This window comes from Kitasatospora sp. NPDC089913, from assembly GCF_044748625.1.
GTDB lineage: Bacteria > Actinomycetota > Actinomycetes > Streptomycetales > Streptomycetaceae > Kitasatospora.
Genome location: NZ_JBIVGI010000042.1, coordinates 39,709 through 64,669 on the forward strand (window position 1 = coordinate 39,709; position 24,961 = coordinate 64,669).

The 24,961-nt window shown below is 74.9% G+C and carries 24 protein-coding genes; 8 read left to right on the forward strand and 16 right to left on the reverse strand.

The window, feature by feature from the left end:
• Positions 1-108 precede the first annotated feature (108 nt).
• On the forward strand, positions 109-897 hold the full coding sequence (locus ACIPYS_RS37220; protein ID WP_400754634.1) for a hypothetical protein: 789 nt from the start codon (positions 109-111) through the stop codon (positions 895-897).
• Positions 898-1,437: 540 nt separating this feature from the next.
• Positions 1,438-1,902 (forward strand): RNA polymerase sigma factor, encoded by a 465-nt coding sequence (locus ACIPYS_RS37225; protein ID WP_093861933.1) that lies wholly within the window; start codon positions 1,438-1,440, stop codon positions 1,900-1,902.
• Positions 1,903-1,976: 74 nt separating this feature from the next.
• Here ACIPYS_RS37225 and ACIPYS_RS37230 read toward each other — a convergent pair whose 3' ends face one another.
• Both ACIPYS_RS37230 and ACIPYS_RS37235 read right to left on the reverse strand, forming a co-directional pair.
• A complete protein-coding gene (locus ACIPYS_RS37230; RefSeq protein ID WP_400754638.1) occupies positions 1,977-2,585 on the reverse strand; it encodes a DinB family protein in 609 nt (202 codons plus the stop codon).
• A 74-nt stretch (positions 2,586-2,659) separates the two neighbouring features.
• The gene (locus ACIPYS_RS37235; RefSeq protein WP_400754641.1) at positions 2,660-3,043 is read right to left on the reverse strand and encodes a winged helix-turn-helix transcriptional regulator; all 384 of its coding nucleotides are present in this window, start codon (positions 3,041-3,043) and stop codon (positions 2,660-2,662) included.
• 127 nt (positions 3,044-3,170) lie between these two features.
• On the opposite strand from ACIPYS_RS37235, the gene ACIPYS_RS37240 reads away from it, so the two are divergent.
• A complete protein-coding gene (locus tag ACIPYS_RS37240; protein ID WP_400754644.1) occupies positions 3,171-3,830 on the forward strand; it encodes an NAD(P)-dependent oxidoreductase in 660 nt (219 codons plus the stop codon).
• A gap of 4 nt (positions 3,831-3,834) precedes the next feature.
• Here the strand turns inward: ACIPYS_RS37240 and mycP are convergent, their stop codons facing one another.
• The 4 genes from mycP to ACIPYS_RS37260 form a co-directional block, all read right to left on the reverse strand.
• Positions 3,835-4,956: a type VII secretion-associated serine protease mycosin gene (gene mycP, locus ACIPYS_RS37245; protein ID WP_400754647.1), complete on the reverse strand. Its 1,122-nt coding sequence runs from the start codon at positions 4,954-4,956 to the stop codon at positions 3,835-3,837.
• A gap of 205 nt (positions 4,957-5,161) precedes the next feature.
• Positions 5,162-6,667 (reverse strand): hypothetical protein, encoded by a 1,506-nt coding sequence (locus tag ACIPYS_RS37250; RefSeq protein WP_400754650.1) that lies wholly within the window; start codon positions 6,665-6,667, stop codon positions 5,162-5,164.
• On the reverse strand, positions 6,664-7,146 hold the full coding sequence (locus ACIPYS_RS37255; protein ID WP_400754652.1) for a hypothetical protein: 483 nt from the start codon (positions 7,144-7,146) through the stop codon (positions 6,664-6,666). The genes ACIPYS_RS37250 and ACIPYS_RS37255 overlap by 4 nt, the downstream gene beginning before the upstream one ends.
• A gap of 94 nt (positions 7,147-7,240) precedes the next feature.
• Positions 7,241-8,014 carry an endonuclease V gene (locus ACIPYS_RS37260; protein ID WP_400754655.1) on the reverse strand — a complete coding sequence of 258 codons (774 nt, stop codon included), beginning with the start codon at positions 8,012-8,014 and terminating at the stop codon, positions 7,241-7,243.
• Between the two features lie 273 nt (positions 8,015-8,287).
• Here ACIPYS_RS37260 and ACIPYS_RS37265 point away from each other — a divergent pair, with 273 nt between their 5' ends.
• A complete protein-coding gene (locus ACIPYS_RS37265) occupies positions 8,288-8,515 on the forward strand; it encodes a hypothetical protein (RefSeq protein ID WP_093861925.1) in 228 nt (75 codons plus the stop codon).
• Between the two features lie 44 nt (positions 8,516-8,559).
• Here the strand turns inward: ACIPYS_RS37265 and ACIPYS_RS37270 are convergent, their stop codons facing one another.
• On the reverse strand, positions 8,560-9,273 hold the full coding sequence (locus ACIPYS_RS37270) for an RDD family protein (protein WP_093861924.1): 714 nt from the start codon (positions 9,271-9,273) through the stop codon (positions 8,560-8,562).
• Between the two features lie 140 nt (positions 9,274-9,413).
• A complete protein-coding gene (locus tag ACIPYS_RS37275; RefSeq protein ID WP_400754659.1) occupies positions 9,414-10,985 on the reverse strand; it encodes an RDD family protein in 1,572 nt (523 codons plus the stop codon).
• 502 nt (positions 10,986-11,487) lie between these two features.
• Between ACIPYS_RS37275 and ACIPYS_RS37280 the strand changes: the two genes are divergently transcribed.
• A complete protein-coding gene (locus ACIPYS_RS37280) occupies positions 11,488-11,904 on the forward strand; it encodes an SsgA family sporulation/cell division regulator (protein WP_093861922.1) in 417 nt (138 codons plus the stop codon).
• A gap of 140 nt (positions 11,905-12,044) precedes the next feature.
• On the opposite strand, the gene ACIPYS_RS37285 is transcribed toward ACIPYS_RS37280, so the two are convergent.
• From ACIPYS_RS37285 to ACIPYS_RS37300, 4 genes are all read right to left on the reverse strand, one after another.
• Positions 12,045-13,445, reverse strand: coding sequence for a glycosyltransferase 87 family protein (locus tag ACIPYS_RS37285; RefSeq protein WP_400754662.1), 1,401 nt, complete (start codon positions 13,443-13,445; stop codon positions 12,045-12,047).
• Between the two features lie 242 nt (positions 13,446-13,687).
• Complete coding sequence (locus ACIPYS_RS37290) at positions 13,688-15,370, reverse strand: cellulose binding domain-containing protein (RefSeq protein WP_400754665.1); 1,683 nt, start codon at positions 15,368-15,370, stop codon at positions 13,688-13,690.
• Positions 15,371-15,636: 266 nt separating this feature from the next.
• Positions 15,637-17,217 (reverse strand): ATP-binding protein, encoded by a 1,581-nt coding sequence (locus ACIPYS_RS37295; RefSeq protein ID WP_400754668.1) that lies wholly within the window; start codon positions 17,215-17,217, stop codon positions 15,637-15,639.
• Positions 17,214-17,939: a response regulator transcription factor gene (locus ACIPYS_RS37300; protein ID WP_078880030.1), complete on the reverse strand. Its 726-nt coding sequence runs from the start codon at positions 17,937-17,939 to the stop codon at positions 17,214-17,216. The genes ACIPYS_RS37295 and ACIPYS_RS37300 overlap by 4 nt, the downstream gene beginning before the upstream one ends.
• A gap of 178 nt (positions 17,940-18,117) precedes the next feature.
• On the opposite strand from ACIPYS_RS37300, the gene ACIPYS_RS37305 reads away from it, so the two are divergent.
• Positions 18,118-18,687 (forward strand): hypothetical protein, encoded by a 570-nt coding sequence (locus tag ACIPYS_RS37305; RefSeq protein WP_093861919.1) that lies wholly within the window; start codon positions 18,118-18,120, stop codon positions 18,685-18,687.
• A 34-nt stretch (positions 18,688-18,721) separates the two neighbouring features.
• On the opposite strand, the gene ACIPYS_RS37310 is transcribed toward ACIPYS_RS37305, so the two are convergent.
• The gene (locus ACIPYS_RS37310; protein ID WP_093861918.1) at positions 18,722-19,255 is read right to left on the reverse strand and encodes a VOC family protein; all 534 of its coding nucleotides are present in this window, start codon (positions 19,253-19,255) and stop codon (positions 18,722-18,724) included.
• A 362-nt stretch (positions 19,256-19,617) separates the two neighbouring features.
• On the opposite strand from ACIPYS_RS37310, the gene ACIPYS_RS37315 reads away from it, so the two are divergent.
• Positions 19,618-20,079 carry an Lrp/AsnC family transcriptional regulator gene (locus ACIPYS_RS37315; protein ID WP_030308163.1) on the forward strand — a complete coding sequence of 154 codons (462 nt, stop codon included), beginning with the start codon at positions 19,618-19,620 and terminating at the stop codon, positions 20,077-20,079.
• Positions 20,080-20,179: 100 nt separating this feature from the next.
• Here the strand turns inward: ACIPYS_RS37315 and ACIPYS_RS37320 are convergent, their stop codons facing one another.
• From ACIPYS_RS37320 to ACIPYS_RS37330, 3 genes are all read right to left on the reverse strand, one after another.
• A complete protein-coding gene (locus tag ACIPYS_RS37320; RefSeq protein WP_400754673.1) occupies positions 20,180-20,986 on the reverse strand; it encodes a S16 family serine protease in 807 nt (268 codons plus the stop codon).
• Positions 20,987-21,066: 80 nt separating this feature from the next.
• Positions 21,067-21,717: an IclR family transcriptional regulator gene (locus ACIPYS_RS37325; protein ID WP_030308168.1), complete on the reverse strand. Its 651-nt coding sequence runs from the start codon at positions 21,715-21,717 to the stop codon at positions 21,067-21,069.
• Between the two features lie 494 nt (positions 21,718-22,211).
• A complete protein-coding gene (locus tag ACIPYS_RS37330) occupies positions 22,212-24,044 on the reverse strand; it encodes a DEAD/DEAH box helicase (protein ID WP_093861917.1) in 1,833 nt (610 codons plus the stop codon).
• 324 nt (positions 24,045-24,368) lie between these two features.
• Between ACIPYS_RS37330 and ACIPYS_RS37335 the strand changes: the two genes are divergently transcribed.
• Positions 24,369-24,803: an SsgA family sporulation/cell division regulator gene (locus ACIPYS_RS37335; RefSeq protein ID WP_231977762.1), complete on the forward strand. Its 435-nt coding sequence runs from the start codon at positions 24,369-24,371 to the stop codon at positions 24,801-24,803.
• Positions 24,804-24,961: the final 158 nt, after the last annotated feature.

The window sequence follows — 24,961 nt, forward strand, 5'->3', positions numbered from 1 at the left end:
ATCACTCTCGATCGACCACCTGGCCGTCTGACCGTGCGTGACCAAGCACATACGGCAAAGTCACCTCCGGACGTCACTCCAGCCCGCCGGATTGCCTACCCTTAGTACATGTCACGTGACGAGACCGCCGGCCTCCGCGCGGCCCAGCTCCGCCTCGGACGCCTGCCCGGATACGTCCGCCGGCCGGACCCGGCCCGCCGCAGCGGCGCACAGGGCCATACTTACAAGAAGGGCTGGGAGGTCCGCTTCACCGCGCGCAGCGAAGCGGAGATAGCCGAGATCCGCGACCTCGTGGTCGCCGCCGGATTCGCGCCCGCCCGCCCCTTCTTCAAGGGCCATCAACTGATTCAGCCCGTCTACGGAATGGCAGCCGTCCAGGCCTATCTGGCGGCTAGACAGGCGGCCGAGGAACAGTCGGCGCGCACCGCGCCCGCGCGGGCCCGAGGGGGTTCCGGGGCGGCGCGGCTGCGAGCCGCCGCCAGGGCCGCGCACGAGGCCGCCGAGAGCACCGCGCACGAGCTGCGCGAGCTCCGGGAGGACCCCGGCCGCGAAGCCGCGGAGCATCCCGCACCGGAGGCCGACACACCGGAGACCGACGCGGCGGACGCACCGGGCACCGGCGCACCGGGCACCGGCCCGCGGGGCGGCGCCGCGACGGGACGCGGGACCGCGGACCACGGCACGGCCGACGTCCGCCCCGAGGACCTCCGGGGCCGGGAGCACGAACGGCAACGGCTCGCCGTGGCCGAGGAAGTGGCCCGCACCGCAGGGGCCGCGGCTGCGGCGGCCGCGCGGCGCGCCCGCCGCCGGGCCGCGGAGGCCTTTCCCGCCCAACTCGCCCGGGGCACCGCACCGGACGACCTGACCGCTCCGACGAAGACCCGCAACATCACCTGACAGTTCGTCAACTCTCTGCTCGTACACGGCGATCCGCCGACGAAGGGCCGGGCACGCGGGACGCGTGCGACGGGGCCGGCCCCCCACCCCACCCGCTCCGGAACCGCGCCGCCAGGCCGCTGCCCGCGTCATCGCCGCAGCCCGGCCCGGCCCACCCAGCGCGCGAGCGGTGGTGCGCCCGGTGGTGCGGGCGCGGCTTCGCGCCGCAGGCGTGGACGGGAACCGCCGGACCGCTTACGGTGGCACATCACACCCCCCGCGGTGGCGCACCGACCGATCCGCCACCACGGCCGTGCCACCCCGCTGACCGGCCACGAAGCACCGCACCCCAGCCTCTGACACCACTGCGCAGCACTCCACGCCCCTCCGCCACCGCCGTACCGCACGCCGGCCTCCACCCGGCCACCGCCGGAACCGGCCGCACGGCGACTCCTTCCGGGCATTCCATCCGATTGGTAACCCAGCGCACCGAGCGCCTACCGTAGAGTGAGCACAGATGATCGACCGTCAGATGCCCATCTCACTTGCCGAGAAGCCGAGATGACCCAACGTCACGACAGCACCGCCGAGCCACCCCCGGGGCCCGGCGAACCACCGGCCGTACCGCTGGAGTTCGCGGCATTCTGCGAGCTGCACCGGCCGCGGTACCTCAGCTACGCCCGGGTCTGGCTGCCCGACCCGGACCGGGCGACCGCGGCCGTCCAACAGGCCTTCGCCGAAATCGCCGTCGAGTGGCGTGAGTTGCTGGGGAGCTCGAATCCCACCGCGCACGCCTGGCAGATCCTGCGCACCACCGTCGACGAGCACACCCGGCAGAACGGCCTGCCCTCCGGCCGCCCTGCCGCCCAGGACCGCCCCGGCCGCGCCGCCGACGACGACCTCGCGATCCTGCACTACGTGGTCGGTCTCGCCGCGCCCGAGATCGCCGACGTCGTCGGCACCGACACCGCCAGCGTGGCCGGCCGGCTCCGCCGCACCATGCTGCGCGAGGCCTCCGGCTGGTGAGCCGCCGCCGGGCCCGACCCGGCCCGCACCGGCCCGCCCTGGCCCGCTCACGGGCCCGCCACGGGCGCCCGCGCTCAGACCCGCTCGCCCGTCACGTCGTACAGGTGGTGGACCGGGTCGTGGATCAGATAGCGGGCGAACGACTCCACCGTGAACCGCGCCCCGTCGGAGCGGTTGCCGGTCCGCGCCCACCGCGCGCCCGTCACCCCCTCGAACGCCGCCGCCAGCGCCTCCGCGGCCGCCGCCAGCTCCGCCGCCACCACGTCCGGCCGCTGCTCGCCGTAGCGCTCGGCGACCGCCGTCGCGTCCTGGTCCCAGTTCGCGAACAGCGGGTCGTCCTGGTCCAGCATCAGGTCCAGCCGGACCAGGAACAGCCGGAAGACGTCGCGGACGTGGCACGCGTATTCGAGGTCCGACCAGATCTCCGGACGCGGACGCCGGCGCAGCGCCTCCGGGTCGCCGCCCAGCACCGCCGTCCAGCCGGCCGCGTTCGCCCGGACCATCCCGGCCACGTCCTCCCGCACCACGGCGCCCGCGTCCAGGCCGCAGTCGGCACAGGGTTCCTCCAGCACCCAGGTCCAGTCCTTGGTGTCGGGGACGATCGCGTCGGCGGGGGCGAGGGGATCGGGCCCGGGCGCGGGCGAGAGCTCGGACTCGGGCGCGGTGTGCTCGGAATTGGTCATGCGCCCAGGATGGCCGCGCCCCACCGCCCCCACCAGCGGCGTCAGCGCCAGCGGTCACCGAAATCCTGCCAGCCCTACCGCTCCGCGAGCCCGGAGGCCTCCCGGGCGGCGAGCAGTTCCGCCAGATTCGCCCGGCTCCAGTCGCACATCGCGTCCATCGGCCCCAGCAGCGTCCGCCCGAGCGGCGTCAGCGCGTACTCGACCCGCGGCGGGTTCTCGGCGAACTCCGTCCGCTCCAGCACACCGTCCTGTTCCATCGACCGCAGCGACTCGGTCAGCACCTTCGCCGTGATCCCCACCAGCGGCACCCGCAGCTCCGAGAACCGGCGCGGACCGCCCTCCAGACAACGCAGGATCCGCCACGCCCACTTCTTCCCCCCGAGCACCGGAACCGTCGGTACGGGGCAGTCCGGGTCGAAGAAGTCCGGCGGCAGCGGGGCGGGCACGGTCCGAGTCATCCCGCGACCGTAACCGAACAGTGCTCCCCGCCGGTACCGTTGAAGTAACCGGCACCCCCCGGTCTACCGTCACCGCGACGGCGGACGGCCCCCCTGGCCCCGCCCCGACCCACCAACGGAGACCGCCATGGACCGCACCCCCGCCACCACCACCGACCTCGTCGTCTTCGGCGCCGGCGGCCAGGTCGGCCGCGCCGTCGTCGCGGAGGCCCGACGCCGCGGACTGACCGTCACCGCCGCCGTCCGCGCCCCCGAACGGCACCCGGACCTGGCCGGCCCCGGAATCACCCTGGCCCCCTGCGACGTCACCGACCCCGCCGCCGTCGCCACCACCGCCCGGGGCCACGCCGCCGCCGTCAGCACCGTCCACACGCCCGACGTCCCCGCCGGCGACTTCTACCCCGCCGCCACCCGCGCCCTGATCACCGGCCTCGCCGCGGCGGGCGTGCACCGCCTCGTCCACGTCGGCATCGCCACCACCCTCGAGACCGCCCCCGGTGTCGCCGTCCACGACGACCCCGCCTTCCCCGAGGCCCACCGCGCATTCTCCCTCGGCCACGCCGCCGCCCTCGACCTGCTCCGCGACTCCCCCGCCACCCTCGACTGGGTCGTCGTCACCCCGCCCCTCGACCTCGACCGCACCGCCCCCGGCACCGGCCACTACCGCCTGGGCGGCCCCCAGGTCCTCGGCGGCCGGATCGCCCAGGCCGACCTCGCCGCCGCCGTCACCGACCAGCTCACCGGCCCGGCGGCCCGCCACCGCGAGCAGATCGCCGTCGCCGAGTAGCCCCTCACCCCTGCCGCGGCGGCGGATACCCCTGGTACGCCGCCGCGGCCGCCCGGTCCCGCCGTCGCCGCCCCCGCACCACCAGCACCGCCGTCACAACCCCCACCACCACCGCACCGGCGACCCCCGCCGCCCCCACCAGCACCCACCGCACCCCGCGGTTCCCCCCGTCCACCACCGGCGCCACCGCCTCCGGCGACTCCCACGCCTCCTCCGACGGCGGCGGCACACTCCCCTGCGACTCCACCCGCCCCACCAACGGATTCTCCCGCGGCCCCCCGTCCACCGCCGGATCCGCCTCCAACGCCTTTCCCGGCGCCAGCACCCCGTACCCGTAACGGTTGCTGGGCACCGCCGAGCCGTCCCCGGGCGCGGAGGCGGACTTGATCATCCGGTTGATGACCTGCCCGGCGGAGAGCGACGGGTACTTCGCCCGGATCAACGCGGCGGTGGCGGAGACGTAGGCGGTGGCGTCGGAGGTCCCGTTCGCAATGCCCTGCGAACTCGTCGACTTGGCACCGGCCCGGGGGATGTCGGCACCGGGCGCCACCAGGGTCGTCTCGGGGCCGATGTTGGACTTGTTCCAGAGCTGGCCGTTCCGGTCAACAGCCCCTACCGCTACCACCCCGGGGAACGCCGCCGGGTAACCGACGGAGCTCGCTTCATTCCCCGTACCGGCCACCAGAACCACATCCTTGTCAACCGCGTACCGGACCGCCGCACGCTCCTCGGAGTCGGTCCCGGAGGGGCCACCGATTGACATGTTGACGACCTTCGCCCCATGGTCGACGGCGTACCGGATGGCTTTCGCGATCTCGGACCGTCCCGAAGGCGGATTCTCTCCGAGAGCGATCCGGATCGGGAGGATTCTGGCCTTGGGAGCCAAACCCATGACACCCGCCGCCGTCCCATGGCCATGGCCGGCGATCAGGCTCGCCATACCGGTGCCATGACCATCGGTGTCGACCGAGCCGTCGGTGCTCTGGCCGGTGAAGTCCGCTCCGGCCAACACCTGCCCCGTCAGATCCTGATGGCTTTTCAGTACGCCGGTATCGATGACCGCTACTGTGACGCCCTCCCCCTGGGAGAGGGGCCAGATCGCAGACTCGGCCTGGTAGACGGCCAACGGCCACTGCGCGTCGCGTACATCGTCGGCGCGTGACGCGGGTACAGCGCTGGTCGCCAGAATGACCCCCGCCAACGACACAACCGCTCCGCGACTCAGCCGCCAGCCTTTCAAGCCCCGTCACCCCACTCAGCGCAGAGGCTGCCCAGCGACCCGAGCAGCCGCAGGACAACCGATCGATTCGCCCGAATCCGAAGGACGACCGTCATTCCACCACGTTCGGATTCACGGGTTCGTCCGATGCCCAGGTCTCCTCGTCCTCGACCAGGTACTCGGGACGCTTCCGCCTCTCCTCTTCGTCCGACGTCCGCCGCCCGGAAACACCCAACGGGACCATGGGAGACTGCGCCATCGAGCCCCCCGCGCCGATGTCCGGCCGTGTCCGTGCACGCGCGCCCACCCCCGAGCCACCTTCGGTGAATGCCTGCTTGCCACCGACACTCCGGCCCGACCGGTCCCCGACGCCCGCCACCGGACCGCTTCCATGGCCGGCACCGCCGCCAGCCGGTCCCCGTCCTCTGGTGGAACCACTGGGTCCCGAACCGCCCCCAGTGACCGGCGACATGCCCTCGACGCCGAAGAGAGCGCCACTGCGACCGAAGGCGGTCCGCTCTGGCTCGCCGCCCCGACTCGCTCGGCCGGCCGGACCGCCCGTACGCTGCGGCACGGCACCGGACCCCGTCGGGACGAAAGGTTGCGACAAACCCGTGGGATGCGGACCACCGAGCCCACCGCCTTGAGGCGCCACGGCCGGTTGCGGGCCAGGGCCGCTCGGCAGCAGTTGATTCCCGTTGTTGGCCGGAGTGCCGAGGATCGACGTACCACTCAGCCCGGGTGACGACGGCCCGCCGGGCGCCGGTGAAGGCCCTGTGCCATCCACGACGGCTCCTCCACCGTACCGTCCTGGTGCGACCTTGGCCGGTGGAACAGCGACCCCGCCCCTGACACCCGGGTCCGTTGGGGCGGGCGGGGTCTTGGTCAGCGAGGGGCTGTCCTCGATCGGGGTCGATCTCCCTCCCCCCGAGAACCGTGGATCTGTCACTGCCGACCGTCCCGACCGGGCCACGGGCCCCGACCCCGTACCTGCGCCAGCGCTTCCAAGGAGTCCACCGACCGCGGCGTAGCCGCTCGCACCCGTATCGTCCGGCGCGATCTCCGTGTAGTCGTCGATCGGATTCGTGGATCCCGGCTTCGGAGGCGGCGGGGGTGGCGGTGGCTTCAGCATCGGGGCGGCCGTGCGGTAGTGCATGGCGAGGGTCTGGAGGACGGTGGCGGCTTCGGCCTTCTTCTGGTTGGCGAGGTCGGTGCGGGCGTCCTCGTCGTCGGCGCCGAAGAGGGAGGAGAAGGTGTCGCCGACGCCGTCCTTGAACTGGGCCCAGCCGCTGGGTTCCTCGGGCATGTTGCGTTTGGCCTCGGCGATGGCCTCGGAGACCGCCTTGAGGGTGATGGCCGCGTCGTTGGCGTAGGAGGCGGCGGTGTTGATGGTGGTGGCGAGGTGGAGCATGCGGCTGTGGAAGGCGTCGCTGGTGCTGCCTTCCCAGGTGGTGGCGGTCTCGGTGCTGGCGCGGGTGAGGGTGGTGCGGATGGCCTTGAGGGTGTCGGCGGCGCGGCGCCAGGGGTCGGCGGCGGCCATCACCTCACCGGGGTCGAGTGCCTGGACCATGGCGCGGAGTTCGGCGTGGCTGAACTGCCGGAAGTCGGTGTACTTCATCGGACGCCCTTCCCGTCGTCGTTCCGGGCCGGGGCGGTGGTCCGGGCGTAGGCGGCGGTGCTGGTGGCGGAGGGGTTGGCGACGGACCAGCCGTCGTCGCCGAGTTTCAGCCCGGTCCTGGTGAGGTGTTCCTGCTCCTCGTAGTTGGTGGCGGTGAGTTCGGCCTTCTTCTGGGCCTCGTCGACCGCCTCCTGGAGCTGGTCGAGGGCGTCGCGCAGGCCGTCGCGCATGATCTGGTAACGGCCGTGCAGGTCGGTGGCCTCGGCGAAGGTGCCGAGGGCCTTGGGGCCGATGCCGCTGCGGCCGTGGGTGGCGGTGCCGTCCGCGTGGTGCTGGAACTCGGCGAGCAGCAGCCGCACCTGGGCGGCGAAGGCGCGCAGTTGTTCGACCTCGACCCGGTAGCCGCGTCCGGCCCCGCCGGTCGGTCCCGCCCCGCTCCCCGTTCCGTTCCCCTTCCCCGCTCCGTTCCCCGTTGCCACTGCGGCGCCTCCCCCGTGCGTCCGGCCGGTGTGTCGTTCACGGTTCTGGTGAATCGGTCATGTCTAACACACGATCCTGGCGCCTGGCATGCCGTCAGTTCACCTCCGGTGCGGGGCCGGTGGTTCCGGTGGCGGTGAGGGCGGCGAGGGCGCGGCGGCAGAGCGAGTCGGCGTGCCGGGTGGTTTCGGGGAGGCGGTAGCGGGGGGTGAGGGCGAGGGTGGTCTCGACGGCTTCGGTGAGGCCGATGCGGTGTCCGACGGAGACGAAGACGGGTTTGACGCCGGCCCGGGTGCGGACGGCGCTGCCGACCTCTTCTCCGGTGGCCGGGTCGGTGAGCGGGGTCCGGTCGCCGCGGTCGGGGCCGGGGGGCCGGTGGTCGAAGGTGAACGGGGTCTTGGCGACACCGAGGGTGCGCAGGCCGGTGAGGACGCCGAGGTGGCTGGCGAGGCCGAGGCGGCGGGGGTGGGCGAGGCCGTAGCCGTCGCAGACGACGGTGCCGGGGCGGTGGGTGAGGGCGTCGAGGGCGTCGAGCACGGCGGGGATCTCGCGGAAGGCGAGCAGGCCGGGGACGTAGGGGAAGGCGATGCGACCGGTGGCGGTGGCTTCGTCGACGACGGCGAGGCCGGCGCGGTCGAGCACCACGGCGGCCGCGACGACGAGGTCCCGTTCGTCGTCGTAGGCGACGTCGACGCCGGCGATCAGCCGCTCGTCACCTGAACGAGCGGAGGAGCCCGGAGCGGAGGAGCCCGGAGCGAAGGCTGCCGCCGCGGCGCCGATCGCCCCGGTCGGCTCGACGAGCGGGCGCAGGCGTTCCTGTTCGGCGAGCGCCTCGGCCTCGGTGGTGGGCCAGTCGGCCAGGATGGGCACGGCGGTTCCCCCTGGTGCGTGGTGCGGTGGTGCGGTCGGGCCCACGGTACCGAGCGGGGCGGACGGACTCGGGGGCGGTTCCGTGAGCCCGTGCGCCCCCCGTGCCCCGGGCGCGCCGGGCTAGCCTGGACGGAATGCCGCGGACGACCGCCGGAACGCGCCGAACGCCCTTCCCCCGCACGGTTCCCCGCCGCGGCCCGGGCGGCACCGGGGTGGCCGGTGTCCGCCCCGGCAGCGGCCGCTCGTTCCCCCCGACGCGCGAAGGACTCCGCCATGTCGCACCGCCCGACCACCGCGCAGTTCGCTCTCGGTGTCTTCACCGTGGTCGCCGCCACGGTCGCCCTGCTGGCCGCCACCGGCGTCTCGGGCGTGCCGGGGGTCGCCGCGGTGGTGCTCTTCGCACTCGCGCTCGGCACTTTGGTGGCGGTGCTCGCGGCACCGGCCCCGCACGCGGCCGACCGGCGCGCGGAACACCGCACGCCGGTCGGCGGGCACGAGTAGGAGGCCACCCGGACCCCGGCAGGGGTGGGCGGGCCCGAGCGGATTCAGGCCGTGGAGACCACGACGGTCTTCGCGGCCTTGTCGTGGATGCACTGCCGGTAGGGCTTGTCGAACACACCGAACAGGCCGTCGATCAGCCACCAGAGGACGGCGCAGCAGATCACGGCGGGAAGCACGAAGACCGCCGCCCTGGTCCAGGCGGCCGACTGGGTCGGGGTGTTGCCGTCGACCAGCATGGCGACCCGGACCTTCATGGCCTTCTTGCCGAGGGTCTGGCCGTCCCGGCCGAGCATCACTCCGTCGTAGACGAGCCAGAGCCCGCAGGCGAGCCAGAACGATCCGGCCGAACCGGAGCGGTCGGCCAGGCTGGCGAAGGGCAGGACCAGGAGCACGGCGACGGCCTGGACCAGCAGGTAGTCGATCAGCCGGGCGACGATCCGGTTGGGCCAGGTGCCGAGCGGGGGCATTCCGGGGACGGGGCCGCCGCCGGGCGTGCCGTATCCGGCGGGGCCCTGGCCGGGCGGCGGCCGGTCGTAGGGCGACTGGCCGTAGGGGCCCTGGCCGCCGGGGGCTCCGCCGTAGGTGCCGCCGTACGCGCCGGGGCCGCCGGCTCCGGGGCCGCCGGGGGGTGGCGGGGTGCCGTACGGGTCCGACGGCGTACCTTCCGGCGTGCCGCCGCCCTGCTGCGGGGGCTGCTTGCCGAAGGAGGGCTTGCCGCCCCCCTCCGGCTCGGGGCCTGAGGGGTCGTAGGTACTCATTCCCCGAGTAGAACATCACGCATTCTGTGAATTTGGGATATTCAGTCCGTTTTGTCGATCAAGGCCCCGGAGCGGAGGACGGCCGGGCCGGACCCGACGGCCGGGCCGGGCCAGCCGGACAGAGCCGGGCCGGGCCGGGCTCAGAGCCGGACGACCCGGGTGCGCGCCGCCCGGTCGTGCCAGCCGCGCCGGTCCGGGCGGTCGAACAGCGGCCAGAGCAGGCCGATCACCAGCAGCGCCGACACCTGCCCGACCAGCCAGCGGACCAGGGCACGGCCGAGCCCGGGGCGGTCCGGACCGGAGGTCGAGCCCGCCCGGGCCGTGGCGACCACCCGGATCCGGGCGAGCCGCTTGCCGAGGGTCTGGCCGGTACGGGCGGTCGGCAGTGCCTCGTAGAGCAGGCCGACGAAGAGCAGGATGCCGAGCAGGACGGCGACCTTGCCGAGCACCGTGCCGTCCACCAGCCAGACGTGCGTCTGACGGCGGGTGAGGCTGCTGGCCATCCGGGCCTGGTCGAGCTTGCGCTGGAGGTGGGCATCGACGGACCGGCCGAGCGGGACACCGGCGGCGACGGCGACCACGGCCAGGACGGCGCTGTCGACCAGCCGGGCGAGGAGCCGTCGGCCGAGACCGGCCGGGCGGAGCGCCGGCGCCGCACCGGTGCGGCGGCGCGGCGTGGGGGACGGCACCCGAGCAGGCACCGTGGCAGCGGCGACAGCGGTGGCGACGGCAGCAGGGGCGGCGGGAGCCTGCCGACGGGCGGGCGCGGCGGCGGCCGGGGACGGCTCGACGGCCTCCGCCTCGTCCACCGCCACGTCCGGCTCGGGTTCCGGCCGCGCCGGACTCCCCGCCACGACGGACGACGTCGGGACCGAGAGCCTCGGCCCCGGAACGGAACGCGGCTCGTCCGGTCCTGGGCCGACGGGCAGGGCCGGGGCGGAGGAGACCCCGGACGACACCACGGACGACACCCCGGCGGGCGACCCCGACGACACCCCGGAGAGCGGCCCCGAGAGCGGCCCCGAGGACGCCGCGGAAGGCGGCCCGGAGAGCGGTGCGGACACCTCGACCACGGCGGGGACCCCGGCGGCCGGCACCGCGCCGGACGGATCCTCCGCCCCGGGGAGCACCCCCCAGGACACCCACCGCGGCGCGCTCCCCGTCTCCATCAGGCCGCGCTGCGCCCGGGGGTCCGCCTGCCAACCGGCCGGCTCCGGTGCCGATTGGGCCGGCACCCCCGGTGCGGGGGCGGGCGCCGGTCCCGCGGTCGCCCCGGTCACCACCGGCTCACCACCGCGCCGGAACACCGGGCCGTTGTCCGGGGCCGTGAAGGTGAACGACGCCCCGCCCGCCGTCCGGTCCAGGTACACCGGCCCGGTGTCACCGCCGGACGCCGGTTCGGGTTCCGGCTCCGGCACCGGCATCTGCACCGGCTCCGCGACCGCTGGCTCCACGACTACCGGCTCCGCGACCACCGGCGGCGGCACGTACCGGGCCCCGGCGCCGGCACCCGCCGCGGCGGGGCGGCGGGTCGCGTAGCGGGGCGGTTGCAGCACCTCGCCCTCGGCCGGGGCGGCCCTGCTGGTACCGGGCACCCAGGCCGAGCCGCCCCAGTAGCGGACGAAACCGGGAACGGACGGGTCGGGGTAGTAGCCCGGCGCCGGGCCGGCCGCCGTCTCCGTACTGCCGCCGGCGTGGGGCCGGTCCGTCATGGGGGTCTCTTTCCTGGCAGGGCCGATGCGGCTCGCCCGGCGAGCGGGGTGTGCGCGACGGTGGCACGGGCGACCCGGGTGGCTCCGCCGTCGGCGCGCGCGAGGGGGGGTACCGCCGAGGAGGCGGACAGTCGCCGGGCAGTCACAAAGCGTAGTACCTCGGCGGGGGCGCGGTGCGAAGTTGCCCGTTCGGGGGACAGTTCGGGGCCGCCCACGGTAAGGAAGACGGCGCACATGTCCGACCACGCGCCCGCCCTTCCCCATTCACCACTCCGTGTACCCCCGGCAACGGACCGGCCGCGGAGCCCCCCGAGGGGGTTGCACCCACGCGTCCACCTCGCGTCCACCCCGGCTCCGCCCCGGCGTCCGCCCACGCCCCCGCGCGGGATCCGGGGTCCGAAGAAATTCCGGAAACCCGTGTAAGAGCGCTCCCGGGCCGCGCTCTCCCAGGTAACAGGGCCCGACAACCGGGCACGACCCGCAGGCAGAGAGGAACCCGATCATGGAGCGCCCGACGAGCGTGGTCGAGCACGAGCTGGAACTCAACCTGGTGCTCTCCCCCGAGCACAGCGTCCCCGTCCCCGCCCGGCTGTCCTACGGCAGCCACGACCCGTACGCCGTGCACATCACCTTCCACCTGGACACCGGCTCGCCGGTGACCTGGGTATTCGCCCGCGAGCTGCTGGTGGAGGGCACCTTCCGGCCCTGCGGCCAGGGCGACGTGCGGATCTGGCCGACCAGGTCGGGACGGCGCAGCGTGCTCTGTCTGGCCCTGAGCTCCCCGGCCGGGGACGCGCTGCTGGAGGCGCCGCTGCCGGTGGTGGCCGCGTGGCTGGAGCGGGCGCACCGGCTGGTGCCGCCGGGCAGCGAGCTGGCCGCGCTGGACATGGACGGTTCGCTGGCCGAGCTGCTCGCGTGAGGCGTCGCGTCCCGGTCCCGCGAGCGGACCGGCCGGACCGGCCGGACCGGCGGGGCCTTCCCACCGCACGCCCGGGCCTTCCCGCCACACGCCCGGGCCGCCGCGCCGCACGCCCGGGCCGCCCCGGCGCGCGGGCCGAGTCAGCGGGCCGCGGGGGCCTGCTGACGCTCGCGCGCGGACTCCGACGAACCGCCGTCCCGCTGACCGGGCAGCGCGGTCGGCGCCGCTCCGGCCGCCCGGCGCCGGGCCCGTACGCGTAGCGCGGCGGCCAGCAGGAAGCAGATCCCGACGAGCGGGTACACCGAGGTCGGGATCTGGTGGAGCGGCGACAGCTCCAGCACCAGCGCGCCCTTCGGCTTGGCGAGCCACATCGCGAACGACAGGAAGGCGATCAGCGTGGCCCCGAAGGCGAGCCGCCAGCGCAGCTTGCGGACGGCGGCCGGGCGGGCCCGTTCGACCGCCGCCTCGCTCGCGAGCAGCACCAGTACGGGCACGCACCAGACCCAGTGGTGGGTCCAGCTGATCGGCGAGATCAGGACGGCGGTGACGGCGGCGCAGCAGACGCCCCAGGCCTCGGAGCGCGCCAGCAGGCGCGAGCTGCGGGCGGCCCAGGCGGCGACGCCGAGGCCGGCCACCGCGACGGCGACGGCCGCCAGGGTGCCGGTGAAGCCCGGTGCGGAGGTGTGCAGCAGCCGGGCGACGGCCCCGCTGAGCGCCTGGTTGTCGACGATCTCGGTCTTGCCGACCCGTGAGGAGTCGTAGAGGTACTTGGTCCAGAAGCCCCAGGTGGCGTCGGGCAGGACGAGCGCGCCGAGCAGGAAGGTGCCGAGGAAGGTCGCGCCGGCCACGAACGCGGCCCGGATCCGGCCGGTGAGCAGCAGGTAGACCGCGAACAGGCCGGGGGTGAGCTTGATGCCGGCGGCGATGCCGATCGCGATGCCCTTGCCGCGCTTCCCGTCGGGCCGGGTGAGGTCCCAGAGGACGAGGCAGCCCAGGGCGAGGTTGATCTGGCCGTAGCGCAGCGTGGTGTAGACGGGTTCCAGCCAGACGCCGACGCCGGCGACCAGGATCACGGCGATCGCGCGGAGGTCCCGGCGCGGCCAGCCGACCAGCTTGAACGACAGGTGGGCGAACAGTGCGAGCAGCCCGATGTTGCAGAGCGTGATCGCGACCCGCAGGAACGGCACCGGGAACCAGGTCGTCGGCACGAACAGCATCGCGGCGAACGGCGGGTAGGTGGCGGGCAGGTTCCACTGGGTGACGCGCAGGCCGTAGAGGTCGCCGCCGTTGACGACGGCGGCACCCTCGGCCCGGTAGACGATCATGTCGACCATCGAGGTGTGCGCGAAGTGCCGCACCACCGCGTAGCCGAGCAGCGAGACCAGCGCGAGCACGGAGACGATCAGCAGCGGACGGCGCGGGGCTTCGCGCAGGGCGCGGACGGGCGCTCCGAGGGCCGTGCGCAGCCGGTCCGACAGGGGGGCGGGCGTCAGGTCGGGTGGGGTGTCCACCGCGCCGCGCTCGTCTTGCACCGCTGTCACTTCTCGCTCCGTCCGCCGATCGGCCAACCAGCGACGATACCGGATGCCCGGCGGACGGGCCGGATCGATCTTCGTGACGGAGAGTGGCCGCCGGGGAATTGGAGCCGGCCGGCCGTGCCCCGTTGCGGTCGGGGCACGGACGGCCGGAGTCGGTGCGGCGGACGGGTCCGCCGGGTGCCGCACGAGGTCGGCGGGCCCGGGAGCCGGTCTGCGCCGGGCCCGTCACGGGCCCGGCGGGCCGGTCAGCCGGTGTAGGCGCCGAGGGCCCGGGTGAAGTCCAGCGGCTGCTGGACGATCGAGCTGCAGCTCGCGTCCGCGTACGCCTTGGCCCCGCCCTCGCAGGCCTTGTCGCGGGTGCCGGACCACATAGCCAGCCAGGCCAGGTGCTTGCTCGCGGCGAACTGGGCGAGCTGCTTGGCGTCGGCGACGGTGAAGACCTCGCTGGCCACGTCGTTGACGCCGATCATCGGCGTGACCGCGACCCGGCGCCACGCGGCCGCGTCGTCCAGGCCGAGCACGCTCTTCACCTGGGCCTGGGTGGCGGTGGCCGCGGCGATGGCGTAGGTGCCCATCCGGCCCAGCGGGTCGGGGGCGACCCCGTCGCCGTAGTCCATCGCCATGATGTTGACCGCCCCGATCGTCACCCCGTTGCGCTTGGCGTCGGCGACCAGGTCGACGCCCTCCTGGGTCAGTCCGGAGGGGAGCGCGGGAAGGGTGAAGGAGACGTCCAGGGCCTTGCCCCTGGCGGCGGCGTTCTTCTGCAGCTGGGCGACGGCCTGGGCGCGCCGGGTGTTGGCCGCGGTGTTGGCGATCGCGCCGCCCTCGACGTCGAAGTCGAGCCGGGTGAGGCCGAAGGCGTCGACGGTCCGCTGGTACACGGCGGTCAGGTCGGCGACGGAGGAGCAGGCGAGGGCGAGCTCGCTGCCGTTGGCGCCGCCGAAGGAGACCCGGACGTCGCCGCCGATCGCCCGCAGGGCGCCGATCCGGGCCGCCACCGCGTCGTCGGCGAGCTCGGTCACACCGCCCCACTTGGGGGTGCAGCCGCCGCCGGAGACGACGAAGGCCAGGGTGAAGTCCTTGACCCCGGTGGCCTTGGCGGTGGCGACCAGGTCGTACGGCGGGTAGAGCGAGGTGTCGACGTACGGAGCGAAGCGGCCGCCGCCCGCCGGGGCGGGGGTGCCGGTCGCGGTGGCGGTGGGCACCGGAGTGGTGGGCACCGGAGTGGTGGGCGCGGCGGTGGCGGTCGTGCCGGACGTCGCGGTCGGGGTGACCGGAGCGGTCGGCCGGACGGTCCCGGTGCCGGTCGGGCTCGGCACCCCGGTGGTGGGCCGGGCGGTCCCGGTGGCGGTGACCGGGGCGGAGGGCGTCGCGGTCACCGGGACGGACGCGGACGGCGACGCGGACGCCGTGGCCGTGGCCGTCGCGGTACCGGTCGGACGGCCGGACGGGGTGGGCGCGGTGCCGTCCCCGGCCTTGCAGGAGATCTTGTTGATCAGGCAGTTGCCCGGCTCGGCCTGGGCCGCGCCGACGCCCTGGGCGACGTAGCCGACCACGACGCTCCGCCCGGGCTCCAGCCGCTTGCTCCACGACTCGGGCCGGACGGTGATGTGCCCGCCCTCGGCGGTGAAGGTGGCGTTCCAGAGCGAGTCGATCCTCGCGCCGGCGGGCAGGTCGAAGGTGAGCGTCCAGTCCTCGATCGCCCGGTCCGCCGGGTTGGTGACCAGGTACTGGCCGGTGTAGCCGGAGTCCCAGCCGCTGGTGCGGGTGTAGACGGCGCCGAGCGGGGCGGCACTGGCCGAGGAGGCGAGGACGACGACACCGCCGGCGACCAGGGCGGCGGCGACCGCCGAGGCGCCGAGCACCGTGCCCCGGCGGCTGCGCCGACGGCGGCCGCCGGGGCGGCGGTGGGGCTGCTGGGTCGTCATGGGGCGTACCTCCGGGGCTGGCAGATGCGCGGTCGGGGGTGACCGGCGCGGCCGACGCGGACGACGCTAGCGGGGGCGAACGGCCGGAATCCGCCTGCTGAGCCAGGGGTAGAACTCCCTTACGACGCGCTTAAGAAAGACGCCCTCCGGCCCGCCGCCGGGTCCTGACCGGCCCGGAACCCACCCTGACCGGCCCGGACCCCGCCCGGCCCCGGTGGCCGCCGTCGGCGCCGAAACCTTTCTTCAACCGCTCCGCGGTCCCCCGCTCAGCGCGCGAACAGCGATCCCCGGCCACGGCGCCGACCGGCCCGGGGCGGCACGGCGCCGTCCGGCCTGGACCGCAGCCGCAGCCGGATCTCGGCCCCGCCCAGCACCGCCGACCGCCCGAGCGCGAGGTCCCCGCCGGTGGCCTCGGCGAGCTTGCGGACGATGTCCAGCCCGAGCCCGGTGGAGCCCTCGCCGCCGTGGCCCTCGCCCCGCTTCAGGGCGGCCTCCGGATCGGTGAAGCCCGGGCCCGCGTCGCCGACCAGCACGATCACCGAACTCCCGGTGGCCAGCACGTCCACCGAGAACGCGGTGCCGACCCCGGTGTGCCGGAAGACATTGCCGAGCAGCGCGTCCACGGCGGCGGCCAGATCCCCGCGCTGGACCGGGACCGGCGTCTCCCGGTCCGCGCCGGCCAGCTGCCAGCGGCGGCCCTCGTCCTCGGCGAGCGCCGACCAGAAGCCGACCCGCTCACGGATCACCTCGGCCGCGTCGCAGCCGACCGTGACGGCGGGGGCGTCCTCCGGTGCCCGGCGGGCCGAGCGGATGATCTGGTCGACCTCGCGCTCCAGCTGCGCCACCGCGTGCCGGGTGGCGTCGGCCGCGTCGCCCTCGCCCAGCGAGGCCGCGTTGAGCCGCAGCACGGTCAGCGGGGTGCGCAGCCGGTGCGACAGGTCGGCGGCCAACTCCCGTTCGGCGGCCAGCAGCTGGACCACCCGGTCGGCCATGGCGTTGAACGCGTGGGCGGCCTCCCGCAGCTCCTCGGGGCTGCCGGCGGCCTGCTTGCCGTCCACCGGCACCCGGACGGCGAGGTCGCCCGCGCCGAGCGATCGGGCCGCGGCGGCGAGCCGGCGGGCCGAGCCGACGATCCGGGCGCCCATCCGGTCGGCGACCAGCACCGAGACGGCGACCAGGCCGAGCGCGACCCCGGAGAGCACCTGCCAGGCGGTGGCGACGCCCCGGGTGAGGTCGCCGTCGGCGACGAACACCTCGACCACGGCGGTCCGGGCGGTGTCCACCGCGACCGGCTGGAGCAGCGCGTAGCCGCCCGGGACCTCGACGGTGAACGAGCGTCCCTGGCCCCCGGCGCTGGCCACATCGGCGGCCAGCGCCCGGACTTCGCCGATGGTCGCACCGGCGGCCGACCCCCCGGCGGCGCCCGCCGCCGTCCCGTCCGAGACCTTCCCCGCCGGCGCCGTCCCGCCGGGCGCCGAGGCCACCCCGCCGGCGGCACCGCCCGGTCCCGACGGCGCGCCCGTCCCGGACGCCCCCGTCCCGGCTGTCCCGGCCCCCGACGCCCCTGCCCCCGAGGCCGCGGCCGGCGGCAGGTGCACCGCCATCCGCCCCTGCGCTCCGGCGTCCGTCGAGGCCACCGCCCGGGCGATGGCGTCCTGGTCGGTGGTGATGGCCAGGGCCGGACCGAGCGCCGCCGCCTGCCGTTCCGCGGCCGTGAACGCCCGGTCCCGGGCAGTCTGCTGGACCATCAGGCCGAGCGGGATGAGGAAGGCCAGCGCGACCATCGTGGTACCGGCCACCGCGGCCTTGATCAGGGCCCAGCGCAGCGAGTGCCGCAACCGCCTCATGTCCGCCGCTCCACCGGGACGGGCCCGGGCCCGGCGGGGTGCCCGGACGCCTCCAGCCGGACCCCGACCCCGCGCACGGTGTGCAGGTAGCGCGGGCTGGACGCCGTCTCCCCGAGCTTGCGGCGCAGCCAGGACAGGTGCACGTCGATCGTCTGGTCACCGCCGTAGGTCTGCCGCCAGACCTCGGCCAGGATCTCCTTGCGGGGCACCACCACACCCGGGCGGGCGGCGAGGAAGGCCAGCAGGTCGAACTCACGCCGGGTCAGGTCAAGCGCCCGCCCGTCGAGTGCGGCCTCCCGCCGCTGGAGGTCGATCGCCAGCCCGCCGACCCTGAGCACCTGGCTGACCGGGGCCGCCCCGCCGCCGAGCCGGCGCAGCACGGCGGCCATCCGGGCGCTCAGGTGCTCCCCGGAGAACGGTTTCACCAGGTAGTCGTCGGCGCCGTCGTTGAGCAGCCGGACGATCTCGGCCTCGTCGTCGCGGGCGGTGGAGATGATGACCGGGACGTTCGTCAGCCCGCGGATCATCTTGAGCGCCTCGCTGCCGTCCAGATCCGGCAGTCCGAGGTCCAGGATCACCAGGTCGCAGCCGACCTGGGCGACCTCGCGCAGCGCCTCGAGTGCCGTGCCCACGCTGCGGACCGCGTGGCCGGTGTCGGACAGGTGGCGGATGAGGGCGGATCGTACGAAGGGGTCGTCCTCGACCACGAGCACTGTTGCCATGGGGCTGCACGGTACGGCATCGGCCCCGAATGGTCTGTACCTCGGGGTGGCCCCGGGCAGCGCTTCGTGAACCTTCGGGAAGGGTTCGCCCGGAACGTCGCGGGTTTGTGCAAGTCCCCTGTGGAAGTGCGGGGGTGCCCACCTGCCGGGAGCCGTGATGGGGCAGGATGTGCGCACTATGCGGAACGGACTGGTACAGCTCGGCGCCTGGGCGGCGGCCACCGGGGCGGCGGTGGCGCTGTCCTGGTTCGGCGTGCACACGGTGCTGACCGGGGCCGCGTTCGAACAGCCCACCGCGCTGCCGCTGCCCTCACCGGCGTCGGCCGGTGGCGCGAGACCCACGCCGACCCCGTCGGCGGATCCCGCGCAGTCGGCCGGCCGGCCGGATCCGGCCGCGCCGCCGTCCACCGCCCCGGCGTCGGCCGCCCCGTCCAGGCCCGGTCCCCCGGCCTCCGCCGCGCCACCCGCGGCCCCCTCGACCGCCGCCGTCGTGTCGCACCGTCCGGCGCCGGCCACGAGCACGACGTCCTCCGTCCGCAGTTATCCCGTTCCCGGCGGCAAGGTCGCCCTGGACCTCGGGCCCGACCGGGCCTCACTGGTCACGGCCGCCCCGGACCCCGGCTGGCAGATGCAGGTCTGGGACGGTCCGCAGTGGATCCGGGTGGACTTCACCAAGGACAACCAGGCCAATTCGGTGTTCGTCTACTGGAACGGGCACCCGCCCGTGGTCGACACCGTCGTCCGCTGAGCCGGTCCGGCCGGCCCGCGGCCCCGGCGCTCCGTCACCACCGCTCGAAGGGCACGTAGCCCGGCAGATAGGCCCCCCGGTAGCGGGACCGGTCGACCAGGGTGTGCCTGGTCCCGCCGGGCACCCCGATCGCGGCGAGCACCACCGTGCCGTACGCGTCCCGCACCTCGTACGGCTCGGCGAGCGAGGCCGCGCCCCGGTCGACGGCGTAGTCGTAGGCGTAACAGACGTCCGGCACGGCCACCGCGAGGTCGATCACGCCGTCGCCGTGCCGGGCCAGGTGGCCGGCCAGCTCCCGGCCGCGCGGGCCGATCACCTGGACCAGCGAGGTCAGGACGAAGCGGGTGCCGGGGCCCTGCAGCACGTAGGAGACGATCTCGGGTTCGCCGGTCTCGGGCCCGGCGTACGCGGTGCAGCGCAGGCCGAGCGCGACGGCGTACCGGTGGGCCGCCCGCTCGGCGTCCCCGACCACGAGGACCACCGCGTCGGCGCGACCCCTCGGGAGGAGGCCGGGCTCGTCGGGCCCGGCGGCGGTGAGCAGCGCGGGTTCGGCGGCGGTGTCGGTCATGTCAGCCCTCCCGGTGGGGGTACGGGACCACGGTTCCGCTCGCGGACCGGTGGGGGCCGGCGCGCGGGGTCGTGGCTGGAGGGTGGCGCCGGGGCGACATCCGCGCAACTGTTCCGTTTCCTCCTGGTCAAGCTGTGCTCCGGGGCGGGAGAATCGGCCGCACCGCTGTACACAATGCCCACCCGAGGACGGAGCCCGCGATGCCCCCCGCCCACGCCGCCAGCCCGACGGGCGCACCTGGTTCGCCCAACTCGCCTGCCGGGCAAGGGCATTCCGGCATCGCCCCGGCCGCTGCCGGGACCGCGAACGGAGCCGGGTCCGGGCCCGCGGCCGGGGCGGTCACGGGGAGCGTCAACGACGCCATCGACGCCCTGGACGGGCGGCTGATCCGGCTGCTCGCCGAGGAGCCGCGGATCGGTGTCCTGGAGTGCTCGCGACGGCTCCAGGTGGCCCGCGGCACCGTGCAGGCCCGGCTGGACCGGCTCCAGGCCCGCGGGGTGATCGGCGGCTTCGGGCCGGAAGTGGACCCGGCGGCGCTCGGCTACCCGGTGACGGCCTTCGCGACCCTGGAGATCTCCCAGGGACAGGGCGCCGACGTGCGCGCGCATCTGGCGGCCGTGCCCGAGGTGCTGGAGCTGCACACCATCACCGGGCACGGCGACATGATGGTGCGGATCGTGGCCCGGTCGAACGCCGACCTGCAGCGGGTGATCGACCGGGTGGTGGGCTTCGACGGGATCGTCCGGTCCTCCACCGCGATCGCGCTGGAGAACCCGGTGCCCTACCGGATCCTGCCGCTGGTCGACCAGGCCGCCGCCGAGTAGCCCACCGCCCGGCCGTCCGGCCGTCCACTTGCCCAGCCGCTCAGCCGCTCAGTTGCTCAGCCGCTCGACGGAACCCGGCGGCCCGGCCGAACCCGGCGGCTCAGCACCCCGGAACGGCCCCGCCCGACCGCAGCGCCTCCAGCACGGAGACGGACTCCGCGAGCGTGCCGACCGGCACCAGCCGCAGCCCCGCCGGGAGGTTGACCTTGGCGTCCGCGCACTCGTCCTTGGGCACCAGGAAGACGGTCGCGCCGTCCCGCGCCGCCGCCTGGGTCTTCAGCGGCACACCGCCGACCGGGCCGATCACGCCCCGGTCGTCGATGGTCCCGGTGCCGGCGACGGTCGTCCCGCCGGTGAGGTCGCCGCCCTTGCCGTCCCCGCGGAGCTTGTCGACGATGCCGAGCGCGAGCATCTGCCCGGCACTGGGGCCGCCGATGTCACCGAGGTCGATCGCGACCTTCACCTGCGCGGGCGACAGCTGGAGGTAGCCGAGCGCGGCCGTGGTGGCGGCGTCCTGGGACTCGGCCATCTGCTGGGCGGTGACCTCGTTGGCCTTCGCCGGGTCGCCCTGCGGGTAGACCGTCTCACTGGGCCGGACGGCCTCGTCCTCGTCGAACCAGGCCTGGAGCGAACGCCACAGCGTGGTCCGCTCCCCCGGGTTGGTCGCCGAGATGGTCACCATCCGCAGCTGCCCCTGGGTGGCCCGGACCGGCGCGCCGGTGACGGTGAGCACCGGGCGGCCCTGGTAGCTGCCGAGGGTGTCCGCGGTCACGCCGGGGAAGGTCAGCGTGTAGGGCAGCGGGACGAACGCGGCCACCCCGAACAGTGCGGCGACCGTCGCGCCGCAGAGCGCGAGGGCCCGGGTCCGGGGGGAGGTCAGGGCCTTGGGCAGCTTGGTGTCGGACACAGAGGCATCCAAACACACCGGGGCCGTCCGGCGGGCACGCACACGGCCACCCGAACGGCCCACCCGGCGGACCGGGGCGGTCAGCGCAACGCGTCGGCCACCTCGGTGGCGGCCTCCACCACGCGGGGGCCGACCCGCTCCGGGACCAGTCCGTTCAGCATCACCACGCCGACGCTGCCCTCGATGCCGCTCAGGCCGAGCAGTGCGGCGGCCGCGCCGGACGCGCCGGACTGCTCCTCCGCCCGGGTGATGACGAAGCCCTGCTCCGGCCGGCGCTGGCTGGGGAAGGTCCGGGCCTCCAGGATCGCCCGGCCCGCCGCGCTCTCGCCGAGCGGATGGCGCAGCCCGGTCCGGTAGGCGACGTGGAAGTCGGTCCAGCTGGGTTCGACGACGGCCACCGCGAGCGCCTCGTTGCCGTCCACCAGGGTCAGATGGGCGGTGGCCCCGAGGTCCTCGGCGAGGCTGCGCAACGCGGGCAGCGCCGCCTCCCGCAGCAGCGGGTGGACCCGGTGGGCGAGCCGGAGCACGCCCAGGCCCACCCGGGCCCGGCCGCCGATGTCCCGGCGGACCAGCCCGTGCTGTTCCAGGGTGGCCAGCAGCCGGTAGACGACCGTCCGGTTGACGGCGAGGCGGGCCGCCAGTTCGGTCACGGTGAGCCCGCGCTCCGAGTCGGCCAGGAGCTTGAGGACCCGGACTCCCCGGTCCAGGGTCTGGGAGGTCTCTGCAGTCACGACGCGCAATTCCTTTCCGCGGCGGTCGCGGATCGGCTGGCCGGTCCGGGACTCGGTGGTCGCGCGCAGGGGGGTGGCCGCGCCAGGGCCGCGGTGTGTCGTCCTTGACGTCCTGGGGCCCTGCGATGCCCGTCCCGCGGGGGTTGCCCGGCGGGAGAGCGTGGGGGAAAGGTAGTGAAGGAAATGCGGCGGCGGAAGTGTTTGTCCAAAATTCGGTCAAGATCAATTCGCCCCGACCGGACAGAAGCGGACAAAGGTCCGCATTCCACCCGGCCCGACCGGGCGCAAGTTCGAGCACAGTCCGAAGTCCGGACAGACACCCGGGATCGGAGGGGCCGGACGACCGGCCGGGAACGGGCCCCGGAGCGGCCGGGAACAACCCGGAGCGCCCCCGGAGCGCCGTCCGCCCCACCCCCGGACCACCCCCCGGGAACGGCGGGTCCGACCGCCCCGCCCCGACACCCTCCGAGCGACCCGGCCGATCCGACGGATCGTTACTTCGCCCACTCCCGGATCTTGGCGATCCGCGCCTTCAGCTGATTGGCGGTGGCCTGCGCGGTCAGCGGACCGCCGCACTGCCGCCGCAGCTCGTTGTGGACCGTACCGTGCGGCTGGTCGGTGCGGTGGTGCCAGGCGGCCACCAGCGCGTTCAGCTCCTTGCGCAGCTCCCGCAGCTCCTGATGGGTCACCACCGGCCGCTGCTCGGCCGGCAGCTCCAGCAGATCGGCCTCCTCGGCCGGCTTGCCCTTGCTCCGCTGGATCTGCCGGTGCTGACGCTTCTGCAGCAGCATCTGCACCTGGTCCGGCTCCAGCAGGCCCGGGATGCCGAGGTAGTCCTCCTCCTCCTCGCTGCCCGGGTGCGCCTGCATCCCGAACTCCATGGCGTTGTACAGCACCCGGTCGAAGACCGCCTCGGAGCCCAGCGCCTCGTAGGAGAACTCGTCGCCGCCCGCGCCGTCCGGGCCGTCGTTGGCCCGCTCGGCCTCGGCGAGCAGCCGGTCCTCCTCGTCGAAGAGGCCCTCGCCCTCCTTCTTCGGCCGGTCCAGCACATGGTCGCGCTGGAGCTCCATCTCGTTGGCGAAGCCCAGCAGCATCGGGACGGTCGGCAGGAAGACGGAGGCGGTCTCGCCGCGCTTGCGGGCGCGCACGAAGCGGCCGACGGCCTGGGCGAAGAACAGCGGCGTGGAGATCGAGGTGGCGTAGACGCCGACGCACAGCCGGGGCACGTCGACGCCCTCGGACACCATGCGGACCGCGACCATCCAGCGCGAGGTCCCGGCCGCGTAGTCGGAGATCCGCTGCGAGGCCTCGGTCTCGTCGGAGAGCACCAGGGTGACCTTCTCGCCGCTGATCTCGCGCAGCATCTTGGCGTAGGCGCGGGCCACGTTCTGGTCGGTGGCGATCACCAGGCCGCCGGCGTCGGGGATCGCCTTGCGGACCTCGGTGAGCCGGCGGTCGGCCGCCTGCAGCACCGAGGGGATCCACTCGCCCTGCGGGGAGAGCGCGGTGCGCCAGGCCTGGGCGATCAGGTCCTTGGTCATCGGCTCGCCGAGCCGGGCCTCCAGCTCGTCGCCGGACTTGGTGCGCCAGCGCATGTTGCCGCTGTAGGACAGGAAGATCACCGGACGGACGACGTGGTCGGCGAGCGCGTGCCCGTAGCCGTAGGTGTAGTCGGCGACCGACTTGCGGATGCCGTCACTCCCGGCCTCGTACTGGACGAAGGGGATCGGGTTGGTGTCCGAGCGGAACGGCGTCCCGGTCAGCGCGAGGCGCCGGGCGGCCGGCTCGAAGGCCTCGAAACACGCCTCGCCCCAGGACTTCGAGTCACCGGCGTGGTGGATCTCGTCCATGACGACCAGCGTCTTGCGGGCCTCGGTGCGGTTGCGGTGCAGCATCGGGTTCACGCCGACGCCCGCGTAGGTGACCACGATGCCGTGGTACTCCCGGGAGAGCGGCCCGGAGGAGTAGCCGGGGTCCAGCTTGATGCCTATCCGGGCGGCGGCCTCGGCCCACTGCTTCTTCAGGTGCTCGGTCGGCGCGACCACGGTGATCTGCTGCACCAGGTGGTTGTGGAGCAGGTACGAGGCCAGGGTCAGCGCGAAGGTGGTCTTACCGGCGCCCGGGGTCGCGACGGCGAGGAAGTCGCGCGGCTGCTTCTCGATGTACTTGTCCAGCGCCCCCTGCTGCCAGGCCCGGAGCTTGCCCGCGGTGCCCCAGGGGGCACGGCCGGGGAAGGCCGGGGAGAGCTGGTGCGAACTGGTCGGCGCGGCATGGCCGACGGCCCGGACGGGCGCGTGCGACTCGTTCGCGTCGGAGAAGAGCGGCATCGGGGCGGCGGCAGTACTCACGGTCTCCGAGGGGGGATCATCGCAGGTCAGAGGCGGTTTCGCGGCCTCGATCCACGGTCGGACGGCGTTCGGACAACCCACCCAGCGTACCGGTCCCGGCGCCGTTCGGGCGGCCACGGCGAGGTCGGACCGGACCGGTGTCCGCCCTGCCCGGGGTGGGCACGGCCGGAAATCGATGTGAGGTGGATCACAGCGGAATTCCGGGAAACCCGCGTAAGCGGAACCCCTCCCGCCGTCTCTCTCCGGGTGAGGCCGCTCCACCCTCCACCGCCCGCCACGGCCTCACCAGCGAAGGGAACCGCCGTGCACGCCACCGCCGAAGAGACCGTCCAGGCCCGACTGATCCTGTCCGCGCACCGGTCCGCCCGGCTGCGGGTCGCCCTGACCTACCGGACGGACGACCCGCTCGCGGTCCGGATGGCCTTCCCCGGTGAGTTCTCCCTCGACGAACCCACCGCGGCGGCGGGGCCGGACAGCGGCGACATCGTCTGGGTCTTCGCCCGCCGGCTGCTCGCGGGCGGCCTCGAGCTGCCCTCCGGCGTCGGCGACGTGCAGGTGCGGCCCGGGCCCGGCCGGAGCACCCTGGTCGAGCTGCGCGCGCCCGAGGGCGCCGCACTGGTCCGGTTCGACGCCGCCGACCTGCGGCGCTTCCTGTGGCGCAGCCACCTGCTGGTGCCCGAGGGCGAGGAGCACCTGTACCTGGACGCCGACCGCGCCCTCGCCCAGCTGCTCGGCTGACAGGGGCGGCCCGGCCGCGGGCACCCGGACGCGGGGGGGGCCCCCCCCCGGGGGGGGGGGGCCCCCCCGGCCCCCGGCCCGGCGGCCGGCGCGGGGGCCCCCGTGGGGCACAGCCCCCCCACCCGCGGCCGGGGGGGGGGGGGGCGGTGCGCCGAGGC